This window comes from Acinetobacter sp. BEC1-S18-ESBL-01, assembly GCF_014169935.1.
Taxonomy (GTDB): domain Bacteria; phylum Pseudomonadota; class Gammaproteobacteria; order Pseudomonadales; family Moraxellaceae; genus Acinetobacter; species Acinetobacter pittii.
Genome location: NZ_AP022302.1, coordinates 228720 through 255079 on the forward strand (window position 1 = coordinate 228720; position 26360 = coordinate 255079).

The window sequence follows — 26360 nt, forward strand, 5'->3', positions numbered from 1 at the left end:
TACGATTAATGAGTTAATTAAATATTATAAATTTCTTTATTAAACAGAGAGATAAAGTAACGGGAATAACGGCACAAAACAACATCGTTTTGTGGTTAATTATCGATATAATAGCGGCGGTTTTTAAGAAAGATTAAATTTATTCTTGGTATAGGTCTGATCCATGAAGCATTTCCGATTTTCGATATTTTTTACGGTGGTGTGTTTAGCACTATCCGCGTATTGGGGTTTTACCCATGGACCTGAAGCGGGCGTGTCTACCATGCTTAAAGCTTTAACAATTACAGCCATTTTAGCTGTAATGGAGGTCTCTTTATCTTTTGACAATGCTGTCGTAAATGCATCGGTTCTACGTAATTGGGATCCGTTCTGGAAAATGCTCTTTTTAACGGTAGGTATTTTAATCGCCGTTTTTGGTATGCGTTTAATTTTCCCGGTGGCGATTGTTGCCGTGACTGCGGATATGGGAATGATTGAAGTAGCTAAATTGGCACTCAATGATCCGAAAACCTATTCTGAACGTTTAATGGCACATCACGCTGAAATTTCGGCTTTTGGTGGAACATTCCTATTACTGGTGTTCTTAAACTTCTTCTTTGATGAAGAAAAAGAAACCCATTGGTTCAGATGGCTTGAAGCTAAACTTTCTAGTTTAGCAAGCGTACCGGCAATGTCTGTCTTTATTGCTCTAATTGCGATGTTAATTATGGCAGCAAATGTTGATGAGTCGCAGCGCCTTGTGGTGACTATGGCAGGTATTTGGGGCATTGTGGTTTATATTGGCGTTGAAGTATTAAGTCATATGTTAGGTGGTGAGCCTGAAATTGACGAAGATGGCAATGCTATTATGAAAGATGGATCGGGCGCGGCTTCTGGCGTAGTTAAAGCGGGTATAGGTGGTTTCTTATATCTTGAAGTGTTAGATGCATCATTCAGTTTTGATGGTGTAATCGGTGCTTTTGCAATTACTAGCGACGTTGTGGTGATTATGCTGGGTCTTGCAATCGGTGCTATTTTTGTCCGTTCAATGACAGTTTACCTTGTAGAAAAAGGCACGCTAGACGCTTATGTGTTCTTAGAACATGGTGCGCATTATGCGATCGGTGCCTTGGCATTCATTATGATTGCAAGTGGTACTGGCGTACATGTACCTGAAGTTGTTACTGGTTTAATTGGTGTAGCGTTTATTGTTTGGGCGGTTATTGCTTCAATTCAATATTCAAAGCGTGAGCAACAATCGCCTTAAGCTAATTTTCAGTAAAGTTCGATAGAATAAAGAGGCTAAATGCCTCTTTATTTTTTTTAAGCCCAAATCGTTATTTTAAATAAGGTGTTCCGTATTTTTAGAAACGAATCGGCTTATAATTTACCTAGTTTGATAACGTGTATTGATATGATGAATGCTTTGGAACGTCGCTCAACTTTTGCCTTAAGTAGTATTTTTGCACTACGCATGTTGGGCTTGTTCATGATTATTCCTGTCTTTTCTGTAGTTGGGCAGTCATATCAATATGCGACTCCAGCACTCATTGGTTTGGCTGTAGGTGTCTACGGCTTAAGTCAGGCGATTTTGCAAATTCCATTTAGCTTACTGGCTGACCGTTTTAGCCGTAAACCACTTGTGGTCTTTGGTCTACTACTGTTTGCGATTGGTGGTGCAATTGCGGGTTTATCTGACACGATTTATGGTGTAATTATTGGCCGTGCTATCGCTGGTGCTGGTGCAGTTTCAGCGGTCGTGATGGCGCTTTTAGCCGATGTGACGCGTGAAGAGCAGCGTACTAAAGCCATGGCTGCAATGGGCATGAGTATTGGTCTGTCTTTTGTAGTGGCGTTTAGCCTTGGGCCTTGGCTCACAAGCCTTGTCGGCATTTCTGGCTTATTCTTTGTCACGACCATTATGGGCTTAATTGCGATTGCGATGTTATTGCTTGTACCTAAAGTCACTCGTCATCATCGCAATTATCAGCAAGGCTACATGGCACAGCTTAAGCAAGTCATTCAAATGGGTGATTTAAACCGTTTGCATGTTTCGGTTTTTGCACTGCATTTATTACTGACCGCCATGTTTATTTATGTGCCTTCACAGCTCATCGAGTTTGCACATATTCCTTTAGCAAGTCATGGTTTGGTGTATTTACCGCTATTAGTCATTAGCCTGTTTTTTGCATTTCCAAGTATTATCATTGCTGAAAAATATCGCAAAATGCGCGGGATTTTCTTAACAGCAATTACAGGCATTATTGTCGGTTTGCTGCTGCTCATATTTGGTTATCAATCCAAATATGTATTACTTGCAGGTCTAGGTATTTTCTTTATTGCATTTAATGTGATGGAGGCTTTATTGCCTTCTTGGTTGTCGAAGTCTGCTCCAATTCAGTCAAAAGCAACTGCTATGGGCGTAAATGCCAGTAGTCAGTTTTTAGGCGCTTTTTTTGGTGGCACACTAGGTGGTCAATTATTGATGTTACATAATACTGCGATTGGATGGAGTGTCTTAGCAGGGATTGCTATAATATGGTTGCTAATTAGTTTTGGTTTAGCTCAGCCGCGGTATTTGTCATCGATTGTGTTGCCATTGCCGCAAGTGCAACAGGTGAATGAGTGGACCACACAGCTATTGGCAATTCGTGGTATCGAAGAAGTTGTGGTGATGCCTGACCAGCAAGTTGCTTATATTAAAGTCGATAAACAGTCTCTAGATGATGCTGCGCGACGTGATTTAACGCAGTTGTTCGGTAAAGAGGTAGCCATTTAAGCATAACTCTTATAAAGTAAAACATAGAAATGTATAGGATGAAGACAGCTAATGCGTGGTGTAAATAAGGTTATTTTGGTTGGTACTTTGGGTCGTGATCCTGAAACAAAAACTTTTCCAAATGGGGGTTCGTTGACCCAATTTTCAATCGCGACAAGTGAAGCTTGGACTGATAAAAATACCGGTGAACGTAAAGAACAAACAGAATGGCACCGTATTGTTTTGCATAACCGTTTAGGGGAAATTGCTCAGCAGTTCTTGCGTAAAGGTTCTAAGGTTTATATTGAAGGTTCATTACGTACACGTCAGTGGACAGACCAAAATGGCCAAGAGCGTTACACTACAGAAATCCGTGGCGACCAGATGCAAATGTTAGATGCTCGTCAACAAGGTGAACAAGGTTTCGCTGGCGGTAATGATTTTAACCAACCACGTTTTAACGCACCTCAACAAGGTGGTAATGGTTATCAAAATAATAACAACCAAGGTGGCGGCTATGGCCAAAACAGCGGTGGTTATGGTAACCAAGGTGGTTTCGGTAATGGTGGAAGCAACCCTCAAGCTGGTGGTTTTGCGCCTAAAGCACCACAACAACCAGCTTCTGCACCAGCTGATTTAGACGACGATTTACCGTTCTAATCAAAGTTTCAAAAAAGGCGAGTTTATCTCGCCTTTTTTATTACTCAATTCCAAGCAAACGTATAAGTGCCGTGCCGGCAGCTGCCAAGCAAATCACTAATAACAGCGGTACTTTTTTCCAAACCAAGAACAGTGCTAAGCCAACACCAAATATTCGTGCAAAACCTGCGAAATGTTGACCTTCAAAAAATGTAGTGGTCACTGCAATCGCACAGAGCAAAACAGTCGCACCGTTTGAGAGTAAAACTTGGTACTTTTCAGAAAAAGAGAACTTGGCACCCAAGTGAAACCCAGCGAAACGAATCCCATACGTTCCAAGTGCTAGTAAGCCTATACCTAAAATAATTAGTAATTGTTGACTCATTTCTTTCTACCAAATATCAAGCCAAAAAGTGAAATCAGAATTGGAAGTCCTGAGGCCAAAAAAGGTGTGGTGATCAGCGCTAAAGTTGATCCGGCAAATGCAGCTTTTCGAGTGGTTTTATTCTTTAAAGCATTAAAAGTAAGTGCAATTAAAATCGCGGGGAAAATGGCATCTAAGCCAAATGTTTTAGGGTCTGGAATAGCACTTCCAATAAAATAACCCGCCGTTACACCCAGTGGCCAACTGAGCATAATGCATATACCACATAACCAGTAAGCAGCCTTTTTTGTCTCAAAATCGGGCTGTGCCATACCAAACAAAACGCTTTCATCGTTCATGATATGAGCCCCGAAATATCGAGAATATTTGCCACGGATTAGTTCATTGACCGCAATACCAAAAGGTAGATGTCTTAAATTGACGAGTAGTCCTGCAATCGCAGCTGCAATTGGGCTACCACCTACAGCCAAGAAACCAATAAAAATAAATTCAGCAGTTCCTGCGAGCACAAACACGGATAGACAAAGCGGGATCCAGAGCGCTAAGCCATAACTTGCAGCGAGTGAACCTAAAGACATACCAACGACACTCGTCGCTAGACATACAAAGAAAATCGAGCGGGTAGTGTCTTTACTAAGTTTTTTAATTAGAGAGTATGTGGACATAGCATGATATAACGAACGATTTTCCATTATAATGAATAAGTCTGATCGTTTTGTCAAAACGAACGATCGTTTTTTTTATAGAACGGATGTGGTGAATGTCTCAGCCAATCGAAATTATTGCCAAAGGTTTAACGCGTGAACGTCAAAGAGCAGGGCTTTCATTGGCAGAGGTTGCTCGTCGTGCAGGTGTTGCCAAATCGACTCTTTCACAATTAGAAGCGGGCCAAGGTAACCCTAGCATTGAAACCTTATGGGCACTTTGTGTTGCGCTCAATATTCCATTTGCACGGTTGATGGAAGAGCCGAGTAATCAGGTGCAAGTGATTCGCTGTGGCGATGGGCCAACAGTGAGTTCTGAGATTGCCAACTACAAAGCAATTTTGTTAGCGACTTGTCCACCCCATGCCCGTCGAGATGTGTATTTACTGATTGTTGAACCAGGCGAAGACCGTCTTTCAGAGCCGCATCCAGTTGGTTCTGTAGAGCATATTATTGTGGTTGAAGGTAAAGCTTTGGTGGGCTTAATTGATGAAGCTGTTGAGCTTGGTGTTGGAGACTATATTTGTTATCCAGCTGACCAGAAACATATATTTAGAGCGTTGGAAACAGGCACAAAGGCATTGTTAATTTCTGAACAAAACTAAAGAATTTCAATCTGATTAAAATAAAAACTAAAAGCCATTTACCAGCATCCCCTACAAAAAGGGCCAATTTTGCGTATAAATTTTGCAATTGGCTCTCTCTTTTATTACAAAAATGGCTCTCGTTTCTTGAGTGCCGAAACGACAAATTAAAGCTATTGGAAGTATGCATACGGAAGCGCCGGATAAGCTCAGTGAATTTTCTGTTTTAGGAATTGGGCAGAACGGCTAAATTTTTAGGGGATATTTTTTGGCTTCGGAGGATTTCCGAGACTAGCCGATATCCTCCATATATTAAGGAAAATGATATGGCAGCTCATCAAAATGGTTCTGAAGCCAATCACTCCCAAAGTTTAAAACATGGACTCAAATCACGCCACCTGACCATGATCTCTATTGCAGGGGTTATTGGTGGTTCTCTATTCGTCGGCTCAGGCAGTATTATTTACAATACCGGACCTGTAGTTTTCTTAACTTACGCTTTAGGTGGTCTACTCGTTTGGTTCATCATGCGTATGCTAGGCGAGATGGCCGTTTTAAACCCTGATAGTGGCTCTTTTTCAACTTATGCTGACCGTGCGATTGGCCGTTGGGCAGGTTTCTCAATTGGCTGGTTGTACTGGTGTACTCTGGCCATGCTCATGGGGTGGGAAGCTTATGTGGCAGGAAAAATTCTAAACAATTGGTTCCCGTTTATACCAATCTGGGTCTATATGGTCGTGGTGATTGGCGCACTGGTTGTCGTTAATTTACAAAACGTGAAAAACTATGGTGAATTTGAGTTTTGGTTCGCCCTCATCAAAGTCATCGCGATTGTTATTTTCCTTGTGATTGGTAGTTTAGCCATTATGCATTTGTGGCCTTGGGGTAATCCGGCTGCTTCTGGTATTAGTAATTTAACTTCTCAAGGCTTTATGCCAAATGGCGGCTCATCCGTTATCACAGCTTTGCTTGGAGTCATGTTTGCCTACATTGGTGCTGAAATTGTTACGGTAGCGGCAGCAGAGTCGGCAAATCCATCGAAAGAAATTCGTAAAGCATCAAACTCGGTGGTTTGGCGAATTATTTTATTCTACGTTGGTTCAATGTTCGTTGCGGTATGTTTGATTCCCCACAACAATGAACTTTTGAAAGATTCAACTTGGGGAACCTATAGCGTAACGTTGTCTGCACTAGGCATTCCTGGCGCGCGCCATATCGTAAACTTCGTGGTTCTAACCTCAGTATGTAGTTGCTTTAACTCAGCTCTTTATACGTGTTCACGTATGTTGTTCTCTTTAGCTAAACGTGGTGATGCACCGAAAAGTTTTGGCTCTGTAAACAGTAAAAGTAGTCCTTGGGTAGGCGTGATTGTGTCATGCTTCTTCTCTGTGATTGCCGTAGTTTTAACTGCAACCGAGAGTATGAATGTTTATGATTTTTTCATGTTAACAACAGGTGCAGCAACACTGTATGTTTACCTGACTATTGCTTATTCTCAGCTTCGTATGCGTAAAAAGTTAGAGGCTGAAGGCGTGAAAATTGACTTTAAAATGTGGATGTTCCCTTATCTAACTTATGTGGTGATCTTTGCAATTATTGGTGCAATTCTTACCATGTTGATTGAAGGCACCTATTTTAAAGAAGTGATTTACACCACAGCGCTGTTCGGCATTATTGTGTTCTTCGGTTTGTTGTCTGAAAAGCTAGGTTGGGGTAAAGATCGTAGAGCGACCCATTTAACTCATAGTCATGAAGAAAAGTTAGTTTAAATTTTTAAATAAAAAAGAGCCTCACTATGAGGCTCTTTTTTTATTTGTTTTAATAACAGATGAAAGTTAATTCAGCGTAGGTACGCCTGCTTCACGTAAGCACTGAAGCAAGACACCAAAAGCCATCACCATATCTTTTTCATTTACACAGGCAAAGCCCATCAGCAGCCCGCGTTCTGCATGTGCATGCGACTGCATGTAGTATTGAGAAAGTGGGCGAACTTTGACGCCACGTTCAAGTGCAGTTGCTGCAATCGCGACATCATCGCAAGAGTTCGGTAGTTTTAAAACCAGATGTAACCCTGCCGCTTCATCATATTCATGAATAAATTCGGGACCAAGATAACGTTGAATTAAGCTCACCAAGTAGTCGCGGCGCTTGCCATAGAGTAGGCGCATACGGCGAATATGCGCTTCATAATGGCCTTCACGAATAAATTCAGCTAGGGCTTTTTGCTCAAGCAAGTGTCCACCACGATAAAGCTCGGCTGCTACAATGCGTAATGGTGAAAATAACGGCTTAGGCACCACTAGATATCCAATTCTTAAGGATGGATAAATAGTTTTACTAAACGTGCCCATGTACAGCACAGGCGCATCATTTTCTAAACCTTGTAAAGAGGGATAAGGCTGACCCGAGAAACGGAACTCACTGTCATAGTCATCCTCGACAATCCAGCTATTGTGCTGACGGGCAATCTCAATCAGTTTACGTCGGCGGTTTAGACTTAAATGAGAGCCAAGAGGATATTGGTGTGAAGGTGTGACAAAAATGAGTTTAGGCGGCTTGGCCGGATTTTCCTCGGGAATAATGCCTTCAGCATCGACAGGCATTGGCTGAATATCAAGGCCATTAATTCGTAACGTATTACGCATTCCCCAATAAGCGGGATCTTCAATCCAGATTTTATCCCCCATATCACTGAGCGCACGCGAGACTAAGTCGATTGCTTGGTGAATGCCTTCGGTAATAATAATCTGGTCCGCATCGCACTGGACTGAACGCGCAACACGCAAGTAATCTGCCAACGCACTTCGAAGCTCTATACATCCACCTGCATTGCTATAAATCAGGCGGTTAATGTCGGGTTCACGGCTTAAGCGTGCTTGAATACGACTAAAAATATGATGTGGGAACTCAGTCACATCCGGTGCTCCCGGCACAAAAGCGCCCCATTGGTGTGGCGATGCTGCTGCATAGCCTAATAAGTTGGAACCACGCTGTGATAGCGCATAAGAATTTTGAACTTTCGGGCTTGAAACTACTTTTTTCTTGTTTTGTGTATTTAAAAAACTCTCTGGTAATTTTTCGGCAACCCATGTGCCATGTCCCGTACGGGCTTCTAAGTAGCCTTCAGCTTGTAGTTGTTCATAGGCACTAAGCACCGTATTTCTTGAAACATGAATTTCACTGGCTAAGTCGCGTGACGCAGGTAGACGAGTCTTGGGCTGGATGACTCCATCAATAATGGCACCACGCAGGCAACGGAAAAGGCGTTGATGTAGTTTCCCTTCAGTGTCCTGTTGGAGTCGTTGCAGCAAATGATCTCCAAGTAAACTACGCAATTGGCTCTCTCCTACAGTTAAAAAGTGGCTCTCGTCAGTTGGCATCAGACGAGCGAAATTACATGCATAGGCAGTCGTTGTAAAGCACCCTGAAAATTAAGCACAGGATGCAAGAAACCAAAGCTGCAACTGATGATGAAAATATGAGGGAATCAAATGGATAATCAACATTCTGCACTTAACGCACGTAAACAGCAAGCAACTCCACGTGGTGTAGGCGTGATGTGTCAGTGGTATGCGGAAAAAGCTGAAAATGCCACGCTTTGGGACAAGGAAGGCAACCAATTTATCGACTTTGCTGGTGGTATCGCGGTTTTAAATACAGGCCATCGCCACCCTAAAGTGATTGCAGCGGTGACTGAGCAACTCACTAAATTTACGCATACTGCCTATCAAGTAACACCATATGAAAGCTATGTCGCTTTAGCTGAGCGTATTAATGAACGCGCGCCAATTGCTGGTCCTGCGAAGTCAGCTTTTTTCACTACAGGTGCAGAAGCAGTTGAAAATGCGGTGAAGATTGCTCGTTCTTATACAGGTCGTCACGGCATTATCACTTTTGGTAATGGTTTCCACGGTCGTTCATTTATGACGATGGCAATGACAGGTAAAACAGCGCCTTACAAACGTGATTTCGGTGTGATGCCAGCGGGTGTGTTCCATGCGCGTTACCCAGTGCCTGCTAAAGGTATTTCAGTAGACGCGGCAATTGAAAGCGTTGAAGATATTTTCAGTGAAGATATTGCACCACATGATGTTGCTGCAATTGTACTTGAGCCAGTACAAGGTGAAGGCGGTTTCAATGTTGTGCCAGCTGAGTTCTTAAAACGCTTACGCTCAATTTGCGACAAGCACGGCATTTTATTGGTTGCTGACGAAGTGCAATCAGGTTTTGCCCGTACTGGTAAATTGTTTGCAATGAACTATTACGAGACTAAAGCAGACTTAATTACGATGGCGAAAAGCTTGGGCGGCGGTTTCCCTATTTCAGGTGTTGTGGGCCGTGCAGAAGTGATGGATGCACCAAACCCTGGTGGTTTAGGCGGTACTTACGCAGGTAGCCCAATTGCGGTTGCTGCTGCGCATGCTGTGATTGATGCGATTGAAGAAGAAAACTTATGCGACCGTGCAAATCAATTAGGTGCAGAGTTGGTTGTTGCACTTAAAGATATTCAGCAAGCAACAGGCGACGTCGTAACTGATATTCGTGCATTGGGTTCAATGGTTGCAGTAGAACTTGAAACAGCTGAACAAGCAAAAGTTGTACAAAACTATGCAATGGAAAACGGGTTGTTACTTCTTACTTGTGGTAAATACGGTAATGTAATTCGTTTCTTATATCCATTAACCATTCCTGCTGAACAATTCCGTCAAGGCCTTGATATCTTGAAACAAGGTTTTGCAACACTCAAAGCAGGTAGTGCAAAAGCAATGGAGCAATCTGCATGATTCAAAATAATTTGCAGTATTTATTAAAACATCCTGATATTTCATTAGAAGCACCTGCATCAAATGACTATATCGAAGTTAATGATGCTGCTACAGGTGAAACTTTGGCATGGGTAAAAACCTATGACCGTGCAGGAGTTGAAGCCGCAATTAACCGTTCAGCAAAAGCGCAAACTGCTTGGAAAAAGCAAACTGCCTTGGCGCGTGCTGATGTGCTATTGGCATGGTACAACCTCATGCTTGAGCACAAAGAAAATCTGGCTCAAATCTTAACGGCTGAGCAAGGTAAACCATTGGCAGAAGCACGTGGTGAAATTGGTTATGCAGCATCATTCATCCGTTGGTTTGCCGAGCAAGCTCGCCGTATTGATGGTGAAGTCTTAACACCTACATTGCCAAATCAACGTCTGCTCGTGATTAAACAAGCGATTGGTGTTACAGCTGCAATTACGCCGTGGAATTTCCCGGCTGCCATGATTACGCGTAAAGCAGGTCCAGCGATTGCTGCGGGTTGTTCAATGTTGGTTAAACCAGCAGAACAAACGCCGTTAACCGCTTATGCACTTGAAGTATTGGCTTTACAGGCAGGTTTACCAACTGATGTTTTAATTAACATTAGTGGTGATGCGGTTGAAGTTGGTAAAACACTATGTGAAAGCGATATTGTTCGTAAGTTAAGCTTCACAGGTTCAACTCAAGTTGGCCGTATCTTGATGCAACAATGTGCGCCAACCATTAAAAAGCTTTCACTTGAACTTGGTGGTAATGCACCAGTTGTGGTATTTGACGATGCTAACCTTGAGCAAGCAGTTCAGGGCATCATGGCAAGTAAATATCGTAACAGCGGTCAAACTTGTGTATGTGCTAACCGTATTTATGTTCAAGACGGTATTTACGATGCATTGGCAGAGCGTTTGGTTGAAGCTGTGTCTAAGCTTAAAGTTGGCGATGGCCGTCAAGAAGGTTCAACTCAAGGGCCTTTAATTGATGAAGATGCGATTGCAAAAGTTCAGTCTCATATTGCAGATGCAACTGAGAAAGGCGCGACAATTCGTATTGGTGGTCAACGCTCGGCACTTGGTGGCACATTCTTTGAACCGACTGTGTTAACTGGCGTAACGCAAGACATGAAAGTGTCTAAAGAAGAAACTTTTGGTCCGCTTGCACCACTATTCCGCTTTAAAACTGAAGATGAAGCAGTGGCGATGGCGAACGATACCGAGTTTGGTTTAGCTGCTTATTTATTTACTCAAAGCACAGCTCGTCAATGGCGAGTGGGTGAAGCACTTGAGTACGGTATGGTCGGCATTAACACGGGCGCGATTTCAAATGAAGTTGCTCCGTTTGGTGGCGTAAAACAGTCAGGTCTAGGTCGTGAAGGTTCAAAATTCGGCATCGAAGAATATGTCGAGATGAAATACCTCTGCGTAGACTTATCTGAGTAAGGAATAAAGCGAGTTCGTTTTGTTCTGAACGAAAACATACAGTTATGCTGTATGTGATGTTTCACAAAAAACCGGTCATGCCCATTCATGACCGGTTTTTTATTTTAAGTCGATAGATAGCCATCACGACTTTCAGGCAAACGCCTGAGTTCATCAATCAGCGTTTCAATGAGTTTTTCAACCACAAGACGCTGGCCTTTTCTCGAAACATAAACCAATTGCAGCGTACCAATATTCGACTTCCAGTCAGGAAGAATATGGATAAGCGTACCCTTACGAATTTCAGATTCGACGGTTAAAAAAGGAAGGTCGGCAATGCCTAAACCATCCATCACGGCATAGTAAACGCCTGCCAAATCATTACTTTTGATTCGTGGTTGATAAGGCACATCAACCGATTCGCCGTTACGAATATTGCATAAATGCCAAATAGGATTTTGCTTTTGCGTACCTAAGCTAATACTTGGGAAATCTTGTAATTCAGAATAATGTTCAATGATGCGACCTTGCAGTAATTCAGGCGAAGCCACTAGGCAGTGATCGGTTTTAATTACATCCCGAACAATTAAATTTGAGTCCTCATTGGGTTCGAAATTGGTCCGAATCGCAAGGTCGATGTCATCATGCAAGATATCGACTCGACGGCTGGTTAGCTCGAGTGCTATTTCAACTTTGGGGTAGGTTTTTAAAAACTGATTTAAAATTTTTCTAATTTGAAAATGCATCATCAGAGGTGGGCAACTTACTTTTACCAGACCTTGAGGCTCACTTTTTTGCTTTAATAACACGTTTTCTGCACATTCAACTTGAGTAATAACCTTACAGCATTCCTCATAAAACTCTTGGCCTAAATCGGTCACTTTAAAATGACGTGTTGTTCTTTGAATCAGGCTGACATTAAATTTATTTTCAAGGTCAATAATGCGTCGGCTGAGCTTAGATTTACTAATATTTTCAGCATCACTGGCTGCACTAAAGCCGCCGTGTTTTACGACCAGATAAAAATAATAAAAATCATCAAAAGAGCTTATCAATGTCCGATCAATCCATTTAAATTTAAGATTAGAGCGCTTAAGCACTCTAATCTTGGCAATAGAACTTATTTTTGGCTAGTGTTGTGATTGTAGCTTGAAATCAGGTTACGGTAGTCAGGAATGTGATTTGAGAACAATGTACCTAAACCTTCCACATCATTACGCCAGTCGCGGTGTAACTCACATGCCATACCAAACCAAGTCATCAGCTGAGCACCTGCTTTTGACATACGGTCCCAAGCAGCATCACGTGTTAACTCGTTGAAAGTACCCGAAGCATCAGTAATCACAAACACTTCAAAACCTTCTGCGAGTGCAGATAAAGCTGGGAATGCCACACAAACCTCAGTTACTACACCTGCAATAATTAATTGTTTTTTACCTGTCGCTTTAACTGCTTTTACAAAGTCTTCATTGTCCCAAGCATTGATTTGACCAGGACGAGGAATAAATGGCGCATCTGGGAAAAGTTCTTTTAATTCTGGAACTAAAGGACCGTTTGGACCGTTTTCAAAACTAGTCGTAAGAATAGTGGGTAAATTAAAATATTTAGCAGCATCTGCAAGCGCTAATACGTTGTTTTTAAATTTATCTGGGTCGATATCTCGAACTAAAGAAAGTAAACCTGCTTGATGGTCAACTAAAAGAACCGCAGCATTATCCTTGTCTAAACGCACGTAATCTTGAGCCATTTTTTATGTCCTCGTGTTATCAAAATAAATAATCAAAAATTATTGAGTAGGTCGTTATTGCCTAAAATTATGCTAGTTGAGTTTTATGTCGTGATTAAGTCTAAAAAATAGGATTAAGAATTTTAAAAATAGGACGATCTTAAAAAGAGCACATTAAATTCTATGATTGTCTCATAGATGAAATAATGTGTTGCTAATCCTGATCTATAAACTGCAATTATTGAGGCGTAAAATCAATACCAGTTCAAGAAAATCCTACATATATAGGAGAGATCAGATGAAGAAATTTCTTGGTGCATATCAAAATAACCACATGCATTGGGTGGGTGATGGTTTCCCTGTATATAACCTATTCTCTTATGACCGTTTAGGCCAAACCCTAAGCCCATTTTTGCTACTCGATTATGCAGCGCCTTATACATTCTCGCCAACAACTGAACAGCAAGGTGTAGGTTCACATCCTCACCGTGGCTTTGAAACAGTGACCATCGCCTACCAAGGTGAAGTAACTCATAAAGATTCAAGTGGCGGCGGCGGAACCATTAAAACCGGTGATGTGCAATGGATGACTGCGGGTGCAGGCGTGTTGCATGAAGAGTTCCATTCTCCTGAATTTGCAGAGCATGGTGGTCTGTTTGAAATGGTGCAATTGTGGGTAAATTTACCTGCTCATTCAAAAATGACGCCTGGAAAATACCAAGCGATTGAAGCGAAAGATATTCCAGACATTGCACTAGACGAGCACGGTAGTCATTTACGTGTGATTGCTGGTGAATATGCAGATGCAAAAGGTGCTGCAACTACATTTAGCCCATTAAATGTATGGGATGGTAAATTGGCTAAAGGCCAAAAACATACTCTCTATGTACCTGAAGGTCACACCACGCTTGTTGTGATATTAGATGGTGCGGTTGTGGTCAATGATGCAAATCGTCTGGAAGGTAAAACCGTTGCGATTTTATCTCGTGAGGGTGTTGAGTTTAGTTTAAATGCAGAAGAAGACACTAAATTTTTAGTGTTGACTGGTCAACCACTCAATGAACCAATCGAAGGTTATGGTCCATTCGTCATGAATACCAAAGCTGAGATTATGGAAGCGATTAATGATTTTAATCGTGGAAAATTCGGTTCAATCATGCAAGAAGCATAAATTACCGAATTGCATTTGAATAACCTCTAAAAACAAAGTAATAAAAAGCCCGCTATCAAGTGTGAATAGCGGGCTTTTTCGCTGTAAAGATTCTGTTTTTATGATGGTTTTCATTGTTGTTGCGGCATTGTTTTATGTGATTTGCTTCTCATTATTATGACTTAATAATATATTAAAAAAAGATTCTTGTAAAACAAATGATATAAAAATAGTTAAATTATCTTATTTTATTTAAAAGATTTTTTTTAAATTTTCAAAAATATAAGGTTTTATCGGCTTCTCTGATTTTGTAAAAAAATATAAAAACTTGATCTGATTAGTAGCTAAATATTTTCTATATAAATTGATGCAAAAAATAAAAATCTGGTAGTTTTTAATACGGTGTTTTTTTGGGGTATGAGTGATAATCAAAAAAATTCTCGAAAAATGGGACATCATTTTGAATATCGCAATTATTGGCAGTGGAATGGCAGGTCTTGCGGCAGCAAGAATTCTGAAAGATGCAGGGCATACGATCACGATATTTGAAGCACTTCCTGGCCGGGGAATGGATAGCCATAGCATTGAGTTCGATGGTGGAATTATTGATGCACCGCTACGTGTGATGAATCCTCACTTATGGAAAAATACACTCAGCCTTGCTGCTCATTTAGGTATTAAAACCTTTCCAGTTCGTACTTATATGTCATGTAGCTGGTTATTCGAAGATCGTACGGAAACATGGTTAACGACTTCTCGTAGCCGTATTGGTAATTTCCCGATTATTAATAACCGTAAAGGCATTCAGCAATATGGCTGGCGTCTTGTGAAAGGGATGTTGCAATTAAAAACTGCGATTCACCAGTTTTTTAAATCTAAAAATCAAGATATTACCCTCGCTGAATTTATTAATCAGAACGATATTGAAGAAGTATTCTGGCACGGTGTGGTCATGCCAGTGCTCTATACAATCTGTACGTGTAATCCAAAAACAATTGGTGATTGGCCTGCAAAAAACTTACTTGAGTTTTTACGTCACTTAACTGATGGCGACATGTTATTGCGCATGAAGGGTGGTACACCTGCATTTGTAGATAGCTTGATTAAAGGCATCGATATCCATAGCGGATCGGCAATTAAGAAAGTTGAGCAACAAGGCGAAAAAGTACTGGTTGAAAACAGCCAAGGTGAACAAAACTTATTTGATCGAGTGATTGTTGCAACGCCAACTTCTAAAATCGATGAGTTTTTAAATCCTGAACAGTTTGCAGAAGATATGAACTTGCTTAAGCAATTCCGCTTTGAACAAGGCGATCTTGTGATTCATACCGATGCGACAGTCATGCCGCCACGCCGTAAAGACTGGTCAGTGTTGAGCTACATGATGGACCGTAAGTTTACGCGTCAGCAATTTACAGTTTGGATGAATGCGGTTGAGCCAACACTCGTGGGTAAAAATCCTGTATTCCAAACTTGGCGTCCAGTGGTTGATATTGACCCTAAAAAAGTTATTTCAAAAGTGACTTTAACGCGTGCAGTTGTAGACTCACAAACGGTTGCTTTAAACAAAGAATTGCAACAACGTCATTTAGACCCAAGCCGTAAAGTATTCTACTGTGGTTCATGGTCGTGTGATGGCTTGCCAATTTTAGAGTCAGCAGTTACTTCTGCCATGCATATTGCTGAAATTTTAGGTGCACCTTTACCATTTGTAGGTTTAAAACCTAAGGTGGAAGTTGCCCCAGAACTCGGCTACTAAAATTGTGAAAACAAAAGTTCGAGCAGCTCTCTCTCGACTCATTCCCCATAAATATGCAATTGATGCATCAAGCTTAGGGGATGATGGGGAGCTTGCTTGGACAAATTTGGGTTTTTGGAAAAATACTCAAAACTACCGTGAAGCTTGTTGCCAATTGGCTGACCATTTGGCACAAGCTGTCAATTTAAATTCAAAAGATCATCTCTTGGATTTAGGTTGCGGACAGGGTGCAAGTTTGTTGCACTGGTTACAGCATTATCAGCCTAAAAGCCTCAGTGCAGTTGACTTACAAGCCCAATGTGTCCATAAAATTCAAAAGCTTATTCCCGAAATAAGCCAGATTTTCTGTGGTTCATTTTTAAATTTAAAACAATTTGAATTTAAACATTGCTTCGATGTGGTGTTGTGTATCGATGCCGCTTATCACAGCAATTTAAATTCATTTCTAGATTCCATCGCTCCAGTTTTAAATTCAAAAGGACGATTAGGTTTTCACTACCTAATGCGTGCCGATTCATGTCAAAACATGACCGCTCTACAAGAACAAAAGCATTGTTATTTACTCAAAGCAGCAAATGTCGCTTGGGATACTGTGCCAAATGAAAAAATGCTCAGAGCTACCTTGGAACAACAAGGTTTTGTCGATATTCAAATTGAAGATTTATCTAAGCAAGTGTTACTCGGTTTTTCGCAATATATTCAAAATCAACAAGGACAAAAGCAAAGCCGAGGATTGGCAAATTTTAAAATTCAAATGACTGCAAAGTTATGCCAACAACTCTACCAAAATGGATATGTACGTTATATTCAAATCACAGCAATAAAAAAATAGGATGAGCTATGTCAGCCAAATATCAAGGATCGTGTTTATGTGGAGCTGTGAGCTACCAAAGTGAAGCAGAGCCACGTTATAGCTTTAATTGCCATTGCCGAGATTGCCAAAAGGCAACAGGTTCAGCATATGCACCAATCGCTTTTTTTCACCAGTCTGAATTGAAAGTAAGTGGTGAGCTGAAATATTTTGAGACTTTGGGATCTTCTGGTCGAGCTATTAAAAGAGCATTCTGCCCGACGTGTGGTTCTCAGCTTTTTGGCTTACCTGAAATTGCACCTGAAATGATTTCAATACGTGCAGGTACTTTGGATGACCCGAGTCTCTATCAGCCTAGAGCAGAGGTGTTTGTGAGCCAAGCCTATGCATGGGATACGTTGAACCCAAACCTTAAACATTTTGAAAAAATGATAGAGAAGAGCAAGAAATAAGGCTTAATTAAAGAAGCCAAATATTGCCAAAGTACAGATTAAAGTAAAGCTGACAATGGCGAAAAATAATATGGTTTTTCTAAATTTTAGCTGAGGCATTTTACTTACAATAATAATAAGGCATGCAAGTATGGTCACTAAAGGTTGAAAAAGATTTGATGGCAAAGTAAACATCTCGTTCCTTGTTGTTTTTAAATTTATTTTAGAAATAAAGTAATAAACTCATTATATCGTCTTCTTATTTAATTGACGAACAGAACTTGTTTATAAATTCATATTTTTATTTCAATGATAGTAAATCAAGTTTTAAATTTAAAAGAACCATGTACGCTTTTTCGTACATATATTCGGGAAATTGACCTCTTTTTATGACGTGATAAATTGCCTATGATGAACTCATCAGGAACAGGAAGTTCCGAAACGTAAAACAACAATAATAAGTTTAAGCATCAGGACGTGAGGTATTACAGGAAGTGTACCTAGTAACGAAATACGAAAAAAGCCCAACAGGATGTTGGGCTTTTTTCATTTCTTATTAACGAATTTCTTTGCCACCTAAGACAATAGAGTCACAAGGTAGATTGTAAAATCTACAGACAACAAAAAACCCCATAAATCAAATATTCATGAGGTTTAATGATGGTGCCGGCACACGGATTCGAACTGTGGACCTACTGATTACAAGTCAGTTGCTCTACCAACTGAGCTATGCCGGCAACGTGGAGTGAATTTTACAGTTTCTTAAAAAAATTACAAGCCAAAAAATGAGCATTTAAATTTTTTCATATCATTTTTAAATTCTCATTGGGTTTAGCCTGAAAAAGTTAGGGCTTCAACACATTAATGCGCTTTCGCGTGTTTTGTATAAATTACTAAAAATATCCCAAGTAATGACAGTACAACGGTTAAGCCTACAATGGCACTCCAACCACCGTGTAGCCAGAACCAACCACCTGCCGAGCCGACAATACTTGAACCCATATAGTAAAACAGTAAATAGAGCGAACTAGCATGGGCTTTAGCTTGTTTGCTTTCAGCACCAACAGAACTACTGGTAAGTGAGTGGGTAATAAAGAAACCTGTAGTAATAAATGCAATACCAATAATAATGCCAAAAAGCGAGCTGAGTAGGGTCATGAGACTTCCCACAATCATTAAAGCAAAGCCACTCATCATCATGGTTTTTTTACCGAAACGCTCGGCTAGCGTTCCTGCCAACGATGAAGACACCATGCCAAAGCTATACGACAAGAAAATAAGGCTAATTTGCGTCTGACTAAGTGAATAAGGCGCTCCACTTAAACGGAAAGTGGCATAGTTAAACAAGGTCACAAAAACACTAGTCAGCAAGAACCCAATGGCAAACAGACGGAATAGTTTTGTATTGGTTAAATGAGCACGCCACATTTGCATGTGAAAATCTAAATTTAGCCCTTTTTTCTGCACAAAATTACGCGAAGCAGGCAGTAGTTTTAAAAAGGCAATTGAGCAAATAAAACAGATTGCTCCAAGTAAGCCTAGGGCTGTGCGCCACGAAAAATATTCAACCAAAATACCCATACCGACACGGCCCATCATGCCACCAAAAGCCGTACCTGCAATATATAAACCCATAGTTTTACCGAGGTGCTCAGGCGCAATTTCTTCGGCAATCCAAGCCATTGTCACTGCGGGTACACCACCAAGCAATAAACCTTCTAACGCACGTGCCATCAGCAAACTGTGCCAGTTAGGGGTAAACATCGAGACAATATTTAAAATTGCTGCACACAGCATTGATGTAAAAATTACACCGCGGCGGCCAAGGGCTTGTGAAAAGGCGCTTGATAGTACAATCGAAATCGCTAAAAAGGCAGTCGTTAATGACAGTGCTAAAGAGCTACTCGCAGGGCTAATCTGGAAGCTTTGGCTAAATGCGGGCAGGAGTGGCTGCACACAATAAATCAGTGAGAAACTGGCAAAACCTACCAGGAATAAAGCAAATCCTGCGTGTTTATAGGCTTTAGTCCCTTTGTGAATCCACTCACGGGAAAGAACAGAAGTTGCCTCAGTGCTTAAGGTACTGGGTGTAGATGAAGAACTCATATCATGACCATGACAGAAAGAAAGTGCAGTGCTTTGGAGGCGTGCTGCATCGAGAAAATTCGATAAATTAAAATTAGCAATTTGAGTGGTATTTTTCTAATATATTTAACAATGGGTCATGATATGTTTTGTATATAGCGATGGAACTCAGACATATACGCTACTTTTTAGCGGTAGCAGAAGAAAAAAACTTTACCAAAGCTGCGCAACGCTTAAATATGAGCCAGCCGCCTTTAAGCATGCAAATACGAGACTTAGAAGAAGAGCTGGGTGCAGATTTATTTATTCGTTCGCCTCATGGGGTGGAGCTGACCGAAGCGGGGCTTGCCTTTTTAAATGCCATTCAGCCCGTACAGCAGCGTGTAGAAGATGCAGCGAACCTTGTTAAGCAAGTGGCAAATGGCGAAGTGGGCCAATTGCGATTAGGCTTTACAGGTACTTCAATGTTGAACCCTTTAATTCCTAAATGTGTTCGCTATTTCCAGCAGCAATATCCGAAAGTGAATTTAAAACTTGAAGAAGCCAACACCTTACTTCTCATCGATTTATTGCTCGAAGACCGCTTAGATGTCGCGATTATTCGCCCACCTCGCAACATTCCAGATAGTTTAATTATTCAAGAATTATTAGCAGAGCCCCTCATCGCTGCTTTACCTTCCGAGACTTTTCAACTCGACGATGCATCATCAGAAATTGATTTAACGGCGCTACGAGAGCTTGATTTTATTGTCTCGCCACCATCCATTAGTGCAGGGCTTTTTGATGCGATTAAACAAGCCTGTCATGAGCGTGGCTTTGAACCGAAAATTGGACAAAATGCCCCGCAAATTGTGTCGATTTTATCGTTAGTGTCTGCAAATTTAGGAGTGTCTTTGGTTCCCGAGTCGACCAAACAATTGCAAATACAGGGTGTGGCTTATCGCTCTTTGAAAGCGCCTGTACCTACGGTAGGCTTAGGGCTTGCCTATAAAAAACATGCCCCTTCACAAATGGCAATTAATTTTGCCAGTGTGGTGCAAGTGGCTTGTCACCACGCCAACGAAATATATGAAATTGGCTAGTTTGATTTCGGCGCTTTATTCATTAAAAAGATGCCGAAAATAATAAAAATCGCGCCATATAAAAACGATAAAGTCGGCTGTTCATGAATAAAAACCCAAGCCATAAGCGCTGCAAAAATAGGTTCTGAAAGCTCGGTCACTTGTACCTTTGCGGCGCTCATATAAGACAACGCTTTAGTGGTACAGAAAAAGCCGAGAATGGTCGGCAGCACAGCTAAACCAATCAAACCTAAAATGATGTCACTATTAAAGTTTATGGTGTGCAAATTTACTAAAAACGGAACTGCAAGATAAACACTACCAAACAGCAGTAAGTATTTAGTCAGAAACAGGCCGCCGTTTAATTTGAACTTTTTCACTAAAACCGAAAATAGGCCATAACCTGTGCCGGCAACAGAAGCATTGATCAGCATTAAAAGACTATTTTCACCTTTCCACGAAATGATACTAATCCCCGCGACAGCCAATAATGTTCCAATAAGCGAATGAATGTAGATGCTTTCTTTTAAAATGAATCGACCAAAAAATAGGGCAGAGATGGCAGCCGAAGCCATGAGTACCACTACCACATTAGCCGCAGCACCGTGGTTATAGGCAATGGTTTCGAAAAAGAATAAAGAGAAAATCCCTAAAAAAGCACATATGGCAATTTGAGCAAAAACGCTGATTTTACTTGGCGTGCTGCTAATAAAAGCAATCTTTTGGCTAACAGGCACTTTAAATAAAAATACACTTAAAAAGAAAAAGGCGATAATGGTTTTTAAAAAGGCAATGTCTTGTGGGTTTAAACCACTATGCATGAGTAATTTACTAATTACACCAATAGAGGCATTGAGTGCAGCTGCACAAAGCGCAAATAGGCTTCCAATAATTAGATTATTCACTCTTATAATTCTTCCTAAGTTTTACGCATGCAGTCTACAATATTTTTTGGATGAATATTCAACAAAAATAACCAATTAACGCTTAATATTTTCAATGATTTATTTTGAATTGATTTAATAAATTTTTATTTAAGAGTAAAGGCATTCTATAGACTTTTGTTTCAAATAATTGTGATTTAGAGTGCCAGCTCATATTATATAATTAGTTAATTATTAAAGAATTTTAAAAATGATTAAATCAATTATTACAGGCTGCGCGGTTCTTACACTTTCGGCTTTAACGGTAACTCATGCAGAGTTTTCTTTTGAACAAGAACTACAACAAAGCTGTAATAAAGTGAAGCAATACGCGAGCTTAGGTAAGAAATTCTACGACCAAAAACAATATAAAAAAGCGCTCGAAAATTTCCAGAATCAAGCCTCTTGGACTGCTTTTTGTAAGGCCAATGAAGATGAAACCACAGTTAAATTTACCGACCGTGATATTGAAGTTGCCAACAATAATGTGGGCTTAGCCTATGCCAAATTGGGTCAGCCACTTTGGGCAAGATCGTGGTTTATGCTTGATGAAAAATCAAAGTCGAGTCAGTTTAATCTTAAGCAATTACCTACACCTAAAGCATCAAATGACCTATCAGGTGAATATGTCCGTTACTCCGGTTTTGGGGAGTGGGATCACATCACGGTAAGCCGTGAGAAGGGCCAATATGCAATTAGCTATGCTGGTTTATATATGGGACTTAGAAGCTTAATTTATGGCCCAAACATGGGTGAGTTTGACACCAAAATGCCGAGCAATAAAAAGCAAATTGTCTATAAAGATCAGGACTGCCGTATTCAGCTCGATTTTAAATCTAATGCAAAATTAGGAAATTATATTCAGGTTAAACAAAGCGAAGGTGAGTCGGGTTGTGGCTTTGGACATAACGTTTATGCAGATGGAACGTATTTAAAAGTTGAGTCTGGAAAATAAGACTAAACATATAGGAACTAAATAATGAAAAATATATTTGCACCTTTACTACTTCTTTCTACGGTTATTTTGTCTGCTCAGGTCTATGCGGATGTGGAAAATACAACATGTAAAGAAGTGAAATTCCAAAAGGCCGATCAGGCATGGAGTGGGCACTATTATTTAAATGGCGTGATGGAAGTCGGTTCAGAGCTTTTACTTCAACCAAACGGCAAGTTTCAATGGATGCTCGCTGTTGGTGCTTTAGATCAATATGCTGAAGGCACATGGTGGAAAAATGGAGACTGTATTGGTTTAAAACCAGACTCTAAATTTAAAAAGGATTTAAGCATTTTCCCTGAAAGTCTAAAGATTTCTGACAAGTCCTTAGACGCGATTTGGGAAGGTGGACGCCAACAAGGCACATATAGCAAAGACTAAATAAAAAAAGTCCGACACTAAGTCGGACTTTTTTATAGCTTAGATTTTAGTGATTCACCGCTGCAAGTTGCTGAGCGTTATAGCGTGCGCCCATGTTTGGATATCTCGCAATAATCGCATCGATTTCTGCTAAATCTGCCGCTGTTAAATGAAGGTCTACAGCGCCCGCATTTTCCACAAGTCGCTCGATTTTACGCGTACCCGGAATTGGAATAATGTCGTCACCTTGCGCCAAAATCCAAGCCAAAGCTAGTTGAGCCGCTGTCGCGTTTTTGCTTTGGGCAAAGTCACTAAATGCTTGTGCCAAGCTTTGGTTATTTTTCCAGTTATCGCCTTGATAGCGTGGTAATTGGCGACGGAAATCGTTTTCTTCTAGGTTGCCCACATCAAGCGTATTGGTGATTAAACCACGTGATAGTGGTGAATACGGTACAAGGCTAATGCCTAACTCGCGAATGGTTTGCAAATGGGTTTGCTCAAACTCACGGGTGAGTAGCGAGTATTCATGTTGAACTGCTGCAATCGGATGAATCGCATGTGCTTTACGAATGGTTTCAGCCGACGCTTCACTGAGTCCTAAATAACGCACTTTACCTTGTTTGACCAAGTCCGCCATTGCACCAATGGTGTCTTCAACTGGAATATTCGGGTCAATGCGATGTGCATAATACAAATCAATCACGTCTGTATTTAAACGTCTTAAACTGTTTTCGACCGCAACTTTAATCCATTCAGGTGAGCCGTCGATATAAGACTCTAAAGAGTTTTGTGGGTTGAGGTTGTCTTCTTTATAACGAAAGCCAAATTTGGTCGCTAGGAACACTTTGTCGCGATGTTTTTCTAAAACTTTTGAGAGCAAAACTTCGTTTGCGCCGTTGCCGTACATGTCGGCGGTGTCCCAAAAGTTAATTCCTAGGTCTAATGCCTTTTCTAGAGTGGCAATGCTTTGTGTGTCGTCTGAGGCACCATAGGCAAAGCTCATTCCCATGCAACCTAAGCCAAGTGCTGATACTTTTTCGCCTGTTTGTCCTAAAGTTCTATATTTCATTTTTCACACTCTTTTTGCAAAATCACTTGAGTAGAAAAACTATAAAATGTTTTGGCTCAAACTGACGTATAACATTCAAACCAATAATTATAAAATTCAAACAATCTGTTTTTAGGCCACATAGTCTTCTCGGAATTTTTTAGGTGAAAAGCCGGTATTTTTCTTAAAGAAGTTGGTGAAATACGCTGAATATTCAAAGCCTAAGCTATAGGCAATTTCGGAAATATTCCAACTGGTGTGTTGTAGCAGCGCTTTAGCTTCTTGCGTAATGCGCGAGCTAATATGCTCAGACGTGGTTTTACCTGTAGCTTCTTTTACAGCTCGATTTAAATGGTTCACATGCACAGACAGGCCATAGGCATAGTCATTTGCAGTTTTGAGTTTAAGCTGAAAATGGGGCGAGTCGATCGGGAACTGGCGCTCTAATAATTCAAAGAATAAATGGCAAATCCGAACCGCAGCATTGCTATGTTTTTCAAACTGTTGGGTTGGTTGCATTTTCATGGCTTCATGCACAATCAGGTGCAAATAGTTTCTTAAAACGTTGTATTTATGAATATAGTCTGAATTTATTTCATTCATCATCTTTTTGAAAATAAATGAAATTTCTTCAACCTGTTGGTCATTTAAAAAATATAGCGGGTCGCCGTCGACTTTAAATAGCGGTGAGTCTTTTAAAAAGCTTTGTCGCGATTCTTGGTTTACAAACTCTTCGGTAAATAGACAAAACCAGCCTGCTTGTTCGGGCGAATTAATTTCCCATGCATAGGGCACCATTGGGTTTGAAAACAGTAAAGCAGGGCGGTCGACTCGTATCCAGCGGTTGGCGTAGTGAAGTTCGCCTGTGCCTAAAACCAGTGAAATTTTATAATAATCGCGGCGGCTATAAGGTGTGAGAAACGAGCAAGCATCGCGTTGGAACACGTTAAAATGTCCAAACGAGGTTGATGGAACCGAGTAATCGCTATCTCTGGTTAAAGAAAAGCGGCGATAAAAATCATGTATGGTTTCCATGTCTTTGCCTGCATGCGTTATCAATTTATTTAAAGTTATAAAATTCAAACTTTATTTACTGTAACTTTTATTTATAGCGCGATCAATCGGTTCATTTAAGGGGTTTGAAAATGAATGATAAATTAACAATGAAAAAAAAAGCTAATAGAAATAAAAAATATTTTATAAATTAATAATATATGTACATTGACACTTAAAAACTTGAGAATTATTCTTTGTCTGCAAACTACTCTAGGGTAGAACGATAAGGGGACACCTTCGAGTGTGCTGGTGCTGTGCCCAGTCTGCTAACCCCTTTTCGTTTTGCCACCATTCTATGGTAGAGCGAGAAGGGGACACTTTCGAGTGTGCTGGTTCTGTGTGTCCAGTCTGCTAACCTCTTTTCGTCCTGCCACCAATTTTACTATTATGATGATATCGTTAAATTTAAGTTGAAGGTCTTTTTAGCTTAAATATCTAATTGAATAAACAACAATAATTATTTAACCAATTTCTATTCAACCTTACATTGACACTCCAAAACACGCGGATTATCCTTTGCCTGCTGGCCTACATTGCCAGCCGATTTTGACAGATCGATATAACACACAAGACATCAAAAAGTTCTCTTTTTGGTGGCGAACTCGTTCGTCCCCCTTCGTAGCGGTAGGGCGAGGGAGGGACGCCTTGTGCGTGCTGATTCTTGTGTGTCAGTCTGTCAACCTTCTCTCGTTCTACCACCATCATTTGACAGTGATCGGGTAGAACTCCTTTACACACAAGGAGTCCGCACATGCGTACTATTTCATCTCTCTCTTTGGCAACCTTTGCCACAATCTTTGACTCTATACCCAACTGGTCTTTAAAACGGTTTAACCGACTCTAGGTTTTAAGCCATAGGTCATTACGACTAAAAAATCATAGCAACAATAAAACCTGAGATAGGCGAGCACACCATTTTTGTGCGGCTTTTGCATGCCTGTTTTTAGCGCTCAATTTAAGAGCGACGGCATTTCTATCTCTTTTACATACAACAAAAAATTATTTTAAACGGTATAAAAATGCCAAATTTAGAAGCATCATTTAGAGCATTACGCGTGCTCCACGCGGCAAAAGATTTATTTACTCAACATGGGTTTTACATTGGGATAGATCGAATTATTGAGGAAGCCAAAATCCCCAAAGCCACCTTTTACAACTACTTCCACTCAAAAGAAAGACTGATTGAAATGTGTTTAATGGTTCAAAAAGAGCAGTTAAAAGAAAAAGTGAGGGCGATAAGCGAATCTCACCAATATCCAGATTTGGTTCATCAGCTCAGGCAAATTTATCTGTTACATGCCGACTTAAAAGGTGCGTACTACCTTTTGTTTAAAGCGATTTTTGAAATTAAAAAGCTTTATCCAAATGCCTATCGGACTGCACTCAGATATAGGCGCTGGCTTAAAAATGAAATTTTTTGGGTACTGAGGGAATCTAAAAAAAGAGCAACATATGAAGAGTCTGATATTTTTGTATTTATGATTGATGGCGCGATTTTTGGACTTTTAGGTTCAGATCAGGCAAAGGACAGAGACGCATTACTTGAGTATTTTTTAAAGCGGGTTTGATGGGGAAGGCCCGACGGGAGTTGGGCTTTAGTGTAATTAAAAAGAAATTTTAAATAGCAAACAGATTAAAGATAAATATTTTCGCTATACGAGAGGTTATTATTTAATTCATTAAATTTAAATAGCTCTCA

Annotated in this window: 24 protein-coding genes and 1 tRNA gene; 15 read left to right on the forward strand and 10 right to left on the reverse strand. The window is 40.5% G+C overall.

Annotation, left to right across the window (positions count from 1 at the left end):
* Positions 1-163: 163 nt before the first annotated feature.
* The 3 genes from H7R46_RS01035 (at position 164) to ssb (ending at position 3397) form a co-directional block, all read left to right on the forward strand.
* Positions 164-1246, forward strand: a complete 1083-nt coding sequence (locus tag H7R46_RS01035) for a DUF475 domain-containing protein (RefSeq protein WP_005066886.1) — start codon at positions 164-166, stop codon at positions 1244-1246.
* Between the two features lie 147 nt (positions 1247-1393).
* Entirely contained in the window at positions 1394-2758 is a 1365-nt protein-coding gene (locus H7R46_RS01040; RefSeq protein WP_005066887.1) for an MFS transporter, read from the forward strand.
* Between the two features lie 51 nt (positions 2759-2809).
* Positions 2810-3397: a single-stranded DNA-binding protein gene (gene ssb, locus H7R46_RS01045; RefSeq protein WP_005066890.1), complete on the forward strand. Its 588-nt coding sequence runs from the start codon at positions 2810-2812 to the stop codon at positions 3395-3397.
* A 40-nt stretch (positions 3398-3437) separates the two neighbouring features.
* Here the strand turns inward: ssb and H7R46_RS01050 are convergent, their stop codons facing one another.
* Positions 3438-3761 carry an AzlD domain-containing protein gene (locus tag H7R46_RS01050; RefSeq protein WP_002117414.1) on the reverse strand — a complete coding sequence of 108 codons (324 nt, stop codon included), beginning with the start codon at positions 3759-3761 and terminating at the stop codon, positions 3438-3440.
* Positions 3758-4453, reverse strand: coding sequence for an AzlC family ABC transporter permease (locus H7R46_RS01055; protein WP_005066893.1), 696 nt, complete (start codon positions 4451-4453; stop codon positions 3758-3760). The genes H7R46_RS01050 and H7R46_RS01055 overlap by 4 nt, the downstream gene beginning before the upstream one ends.
* Before the next feature lie 68 nt (positions 4454-4521).
* Between H7R46_RS01055 and H7R46_RS01060 the strand changes: the two genes are divergently transcribed.
* Together H7R46_RS01060 and H7R46_RS01065 are read left to right on the forward strand one after the other, a co-directional pair.
* Positions 4522-5070 carry a helix-turn-helix domain-containing protein gene (locus tag H7R46_RS01060; protein WP_002117406.1) on the forward strand — a complete coding sequence of 183 codons (549 nt, stop codon included), beginning with the start codon at positions 4522-4524 and terminating at the stop codon, positions 5068-5070.
* Between the two features lie 305 nt (positions 5071-5375).
* Positions 5376-6818, forward strand: coding sequence for an amino acid permease (locus tag H7R46_RS01065; protein WP_002117418.1), 1443 nt, complete (start codon positions 5376-5378; stop codon positions 6816-6818).
* 66 nt (positions 6819-6884) lie between these two features.
* Here the strand turns inward: H7R46_RS01065 and H7R46_RS01070 are convergent, their stop codons facing one another.
* Positions 6885-8384 carry a PLP-dependent aminotransferase family protein gene (locus tag H7R46_RS01070; RefSeq protein ID WP_025469774.1) on the reverse strand — a complete coding sequence of 500 codons (1500 nt, stop codon included), beginning with the start codon at positions 8382-8384 and terminating at the stop codon, positions 6885-6887.
* A 156-nt stretch (positions 8385-8540) separates the two neighbouring features.
* On the opposite strand from H7R46_RS01070, the gene gabT reads away from it, so the two are divergent.
* Both gabT and H7R46_RS01080 read left to right on the forward strand, forming a co-directional pair.
* Positions 8541-9833: a 4-aminobutyrate--2-oxoglutarate transaminase gene (gene gabT, locus H7R46_RS01075; protein ID WP_005066897.1), complete on the forward strand. Its 1293-nt coding sequence runs from the start codon at positions 8541-8543 to the stop codon at positions 9831-9833.
* Positions 9830-11278, forward strand: coding sequence for an NAD-dependent succinate-semialdehyde dehydrogenase (locus tag H7R46_RS01080; RefSeq protein ID WP_005066900.1), 1449 nt, complete (start codon positions 9830-9832; stop codon positions 11276-11278). Before gabT ends, H7R46_RS01080 begins: the two co-directional genes overlap by 4 nt.
* Before the next feature lie 104 nt (positions 11279-11382).
* On the opposite strand, the gene H7R46_RS01085 is transcribed toward H7R46_RS01080, so the two are convergent.
* A complete protein-coding gene (locus H7R46_RS01085) occupies positions 11383-12357 on the reverse strand; it encodes a LysR substrate-binding domain-containing protein (RefSeq protein ID WP_005066903.1) in 975 nt (324 codons plus the stop codon).
* Positions 12358-12377: 20 nt separating this feature from the next.
* Positions 12378-13004, reverse strand: coding sequence for an isochorismate family cysteine hydrolase YcaC (ycaC, locus tag H7R46_RS01090; RefSeq protein WP_005066904.1), 627 nt, complete (start codon positions 13002-13004; stop codon positions 12378-12380).
* 277 nt (positions 13005-13281) lie between these two features.
* Between ycaC and H7R46_RS01095 the strand changes: the two genes are divergently transcribed.
* From H7R46_RS01095 to H7R46_RS01110, 4 genes are all read left to right on the forward strand, one after another.
* On the forward strand, positions 13282-14154 hold the full coding sequence (locus H7R46_RS01095; RefSeq protein WP_005066907.1) for a pirin family protein: 873 nt from the start codon (positions 13282-13284) through the stop codon (positions 14152-14154).
* Between the two features lie 439 nt (positions 14155-14593).
* A complete protein-coding gene (locus tag H7R46_RS01100; protein WP_005066911.1) occupies positions 14594-15892 on the forward strand; it encodes an FAD-dependent oxidoreductase in 1299 nt (432 codons plus the stop codon).
* Positions 15893-15896: 4 nt separating this feature from the next.
* Positions 15897-16724 carry an SAM-dependent methyltransferase gene (locus H7R46_RS01105; protein WP_025469775.1) on the forward strand — a complete coding sequence of 276 codons (828 nt, stop codon included), beginning with the start codon at positions 15897-15899 and terminating at the stop codon, positions 16722-16724.
* Positions 16725-16732: 8 nt separating this feature from the next.
* Positions 16733-17155: a GFA family protein gene (locus H7R46_RS01110; RefSeq protein ID WP_005066916.1), complete on the forward strand. Its 423-nt coding sequence runs from the start codon at positions 16733-16735 to the stop codon at positions 17153-17155.
* A gap of 640 nt (positions 17156-17795) precedes the next feature.
* Here H7R46_RS01110 and H7R46_RS01115 read toward each other — a convergent pair.
* Positions 17796-17871, reverse strand: a tRNA-Thr gene (locus tag H7R46_RS01115).
* A 124-nt stretch (positions 17872-17995) separates the two neighbouring features.
* Positions 17996-19240, reverse strand: a complete 1245-nt coding sequence (gene sxtP, locus H7R46_RS01120; RefSeq protein WP_005066949.1) for a multidrug efflux MFS transporter SxtP — start codon at positions 19238-19240, stop codon at positions 17996-17998.
* Between the two features lie 140 nt (positions 19241-19380).
* On the opposite strand from sxtP, the gene sxtR reads away from it, so the two are divergent.
* Complete coding sequence (sxtR, locus tag H7R46_RS01125; RefSeq protein ID WP_005066951.1) at positions 19381-20301, forward strand: multidrug efflux pump transcriptional activator SxtR; 921 nt, start codon at positions 19381-19383, stop codon at positions 20299-20301.
* Here the strand turns inward: sxtR and H7R46_RS01130 are convergent.
* Positions 20298-21185 carry a DMT family transporter gene (locus tag H7R46_RS01130; protein WP_005066953.1) on the reverse strand — a complete coding sequence of 296 codons (888 nt, stop codon included), beginning with the start codon at positions 21183-21185 and terminating at the stop codon, positions 20298-20300. The genes sxtR and H7R46_RS01130 overlap by 4 nt on opposite strands.
* A gap of 229 nt (positions 21186-21414) precedes the next feature.
* Between H7R46_RS01130 and H7R46_RS01135 the strand changes: the two genes are divergently transcribed.
* Complete coding sequence (locus tag H7R46_RS01135) at positions 21415-22158, forward strand: hypothetical protein (protein WP_005066955.1); 744 nt, start codon at positions 21415-21417, stop codon at positions 22156-22158.
* 24 nt (positions 22159-22182) lie between these two features.
* Positions 22183-22578 carry a hypothetical protein gene (locus H7R46_RS01140; RefSeq protein ID WP_005066958.1) on the forward strand — a complete coding sequence of 132 codons (396 nt, stop codon included), beginning with the start codon at positions 22183-22185 and terminating at the stop codon, positions 22576-22578.
* A 46-nt stretch (positions 22579-22624) separates the two neighbouring features.
* Here H7R46_RS01140 and H7R46_RS01145 read toward each other — a convergent pair whose 3' ends face one another.
* Both H7R46_RS01145 and H7R46_RS01150 read right to left on the reverse strand, forming a co-directional pair.
* A complete protein-coding gene (locus H7R46_RS01145) occupies positions 22625-23626 on the reverse strand; it encodes an aldo/keto reductase (protein WP_005066960.1) in 1002 nt (333 codons plus the stop codon).
* A gap of 111 nt (positions 23627-23737) precedes the next feature.
* Positions 23738-24640, reverse strand: coding sequence for a helix-turn-helix domain-containing protein (locus H7R46_RS01150; protein WP_005066962.1), 903 nt, complete (start codon positions 24638-24640; stop codon positions 23738-23740).
* Between the two features lie 1040 nt (positions 24641-25680).
* Here H7R46_RS01150 and H7R46_RS01155 point away from each other — a divergent pair.
* Positions 25681-26229 carry a TetR/AcrR family transcriptional regulator gene (locus H7R46_RS01155; RefSeq protein ID WP_005066964.1) on the forward strand — a complete coding sequence of 183 codons (549 nt, stop codon included), beginning with the start codon at positions 25681-25683 and terminating at the stop codon, positions 26227-26229.
* The last annotated feature ends 131 nt before the right edge of the window (positions 26230-26360 follow it).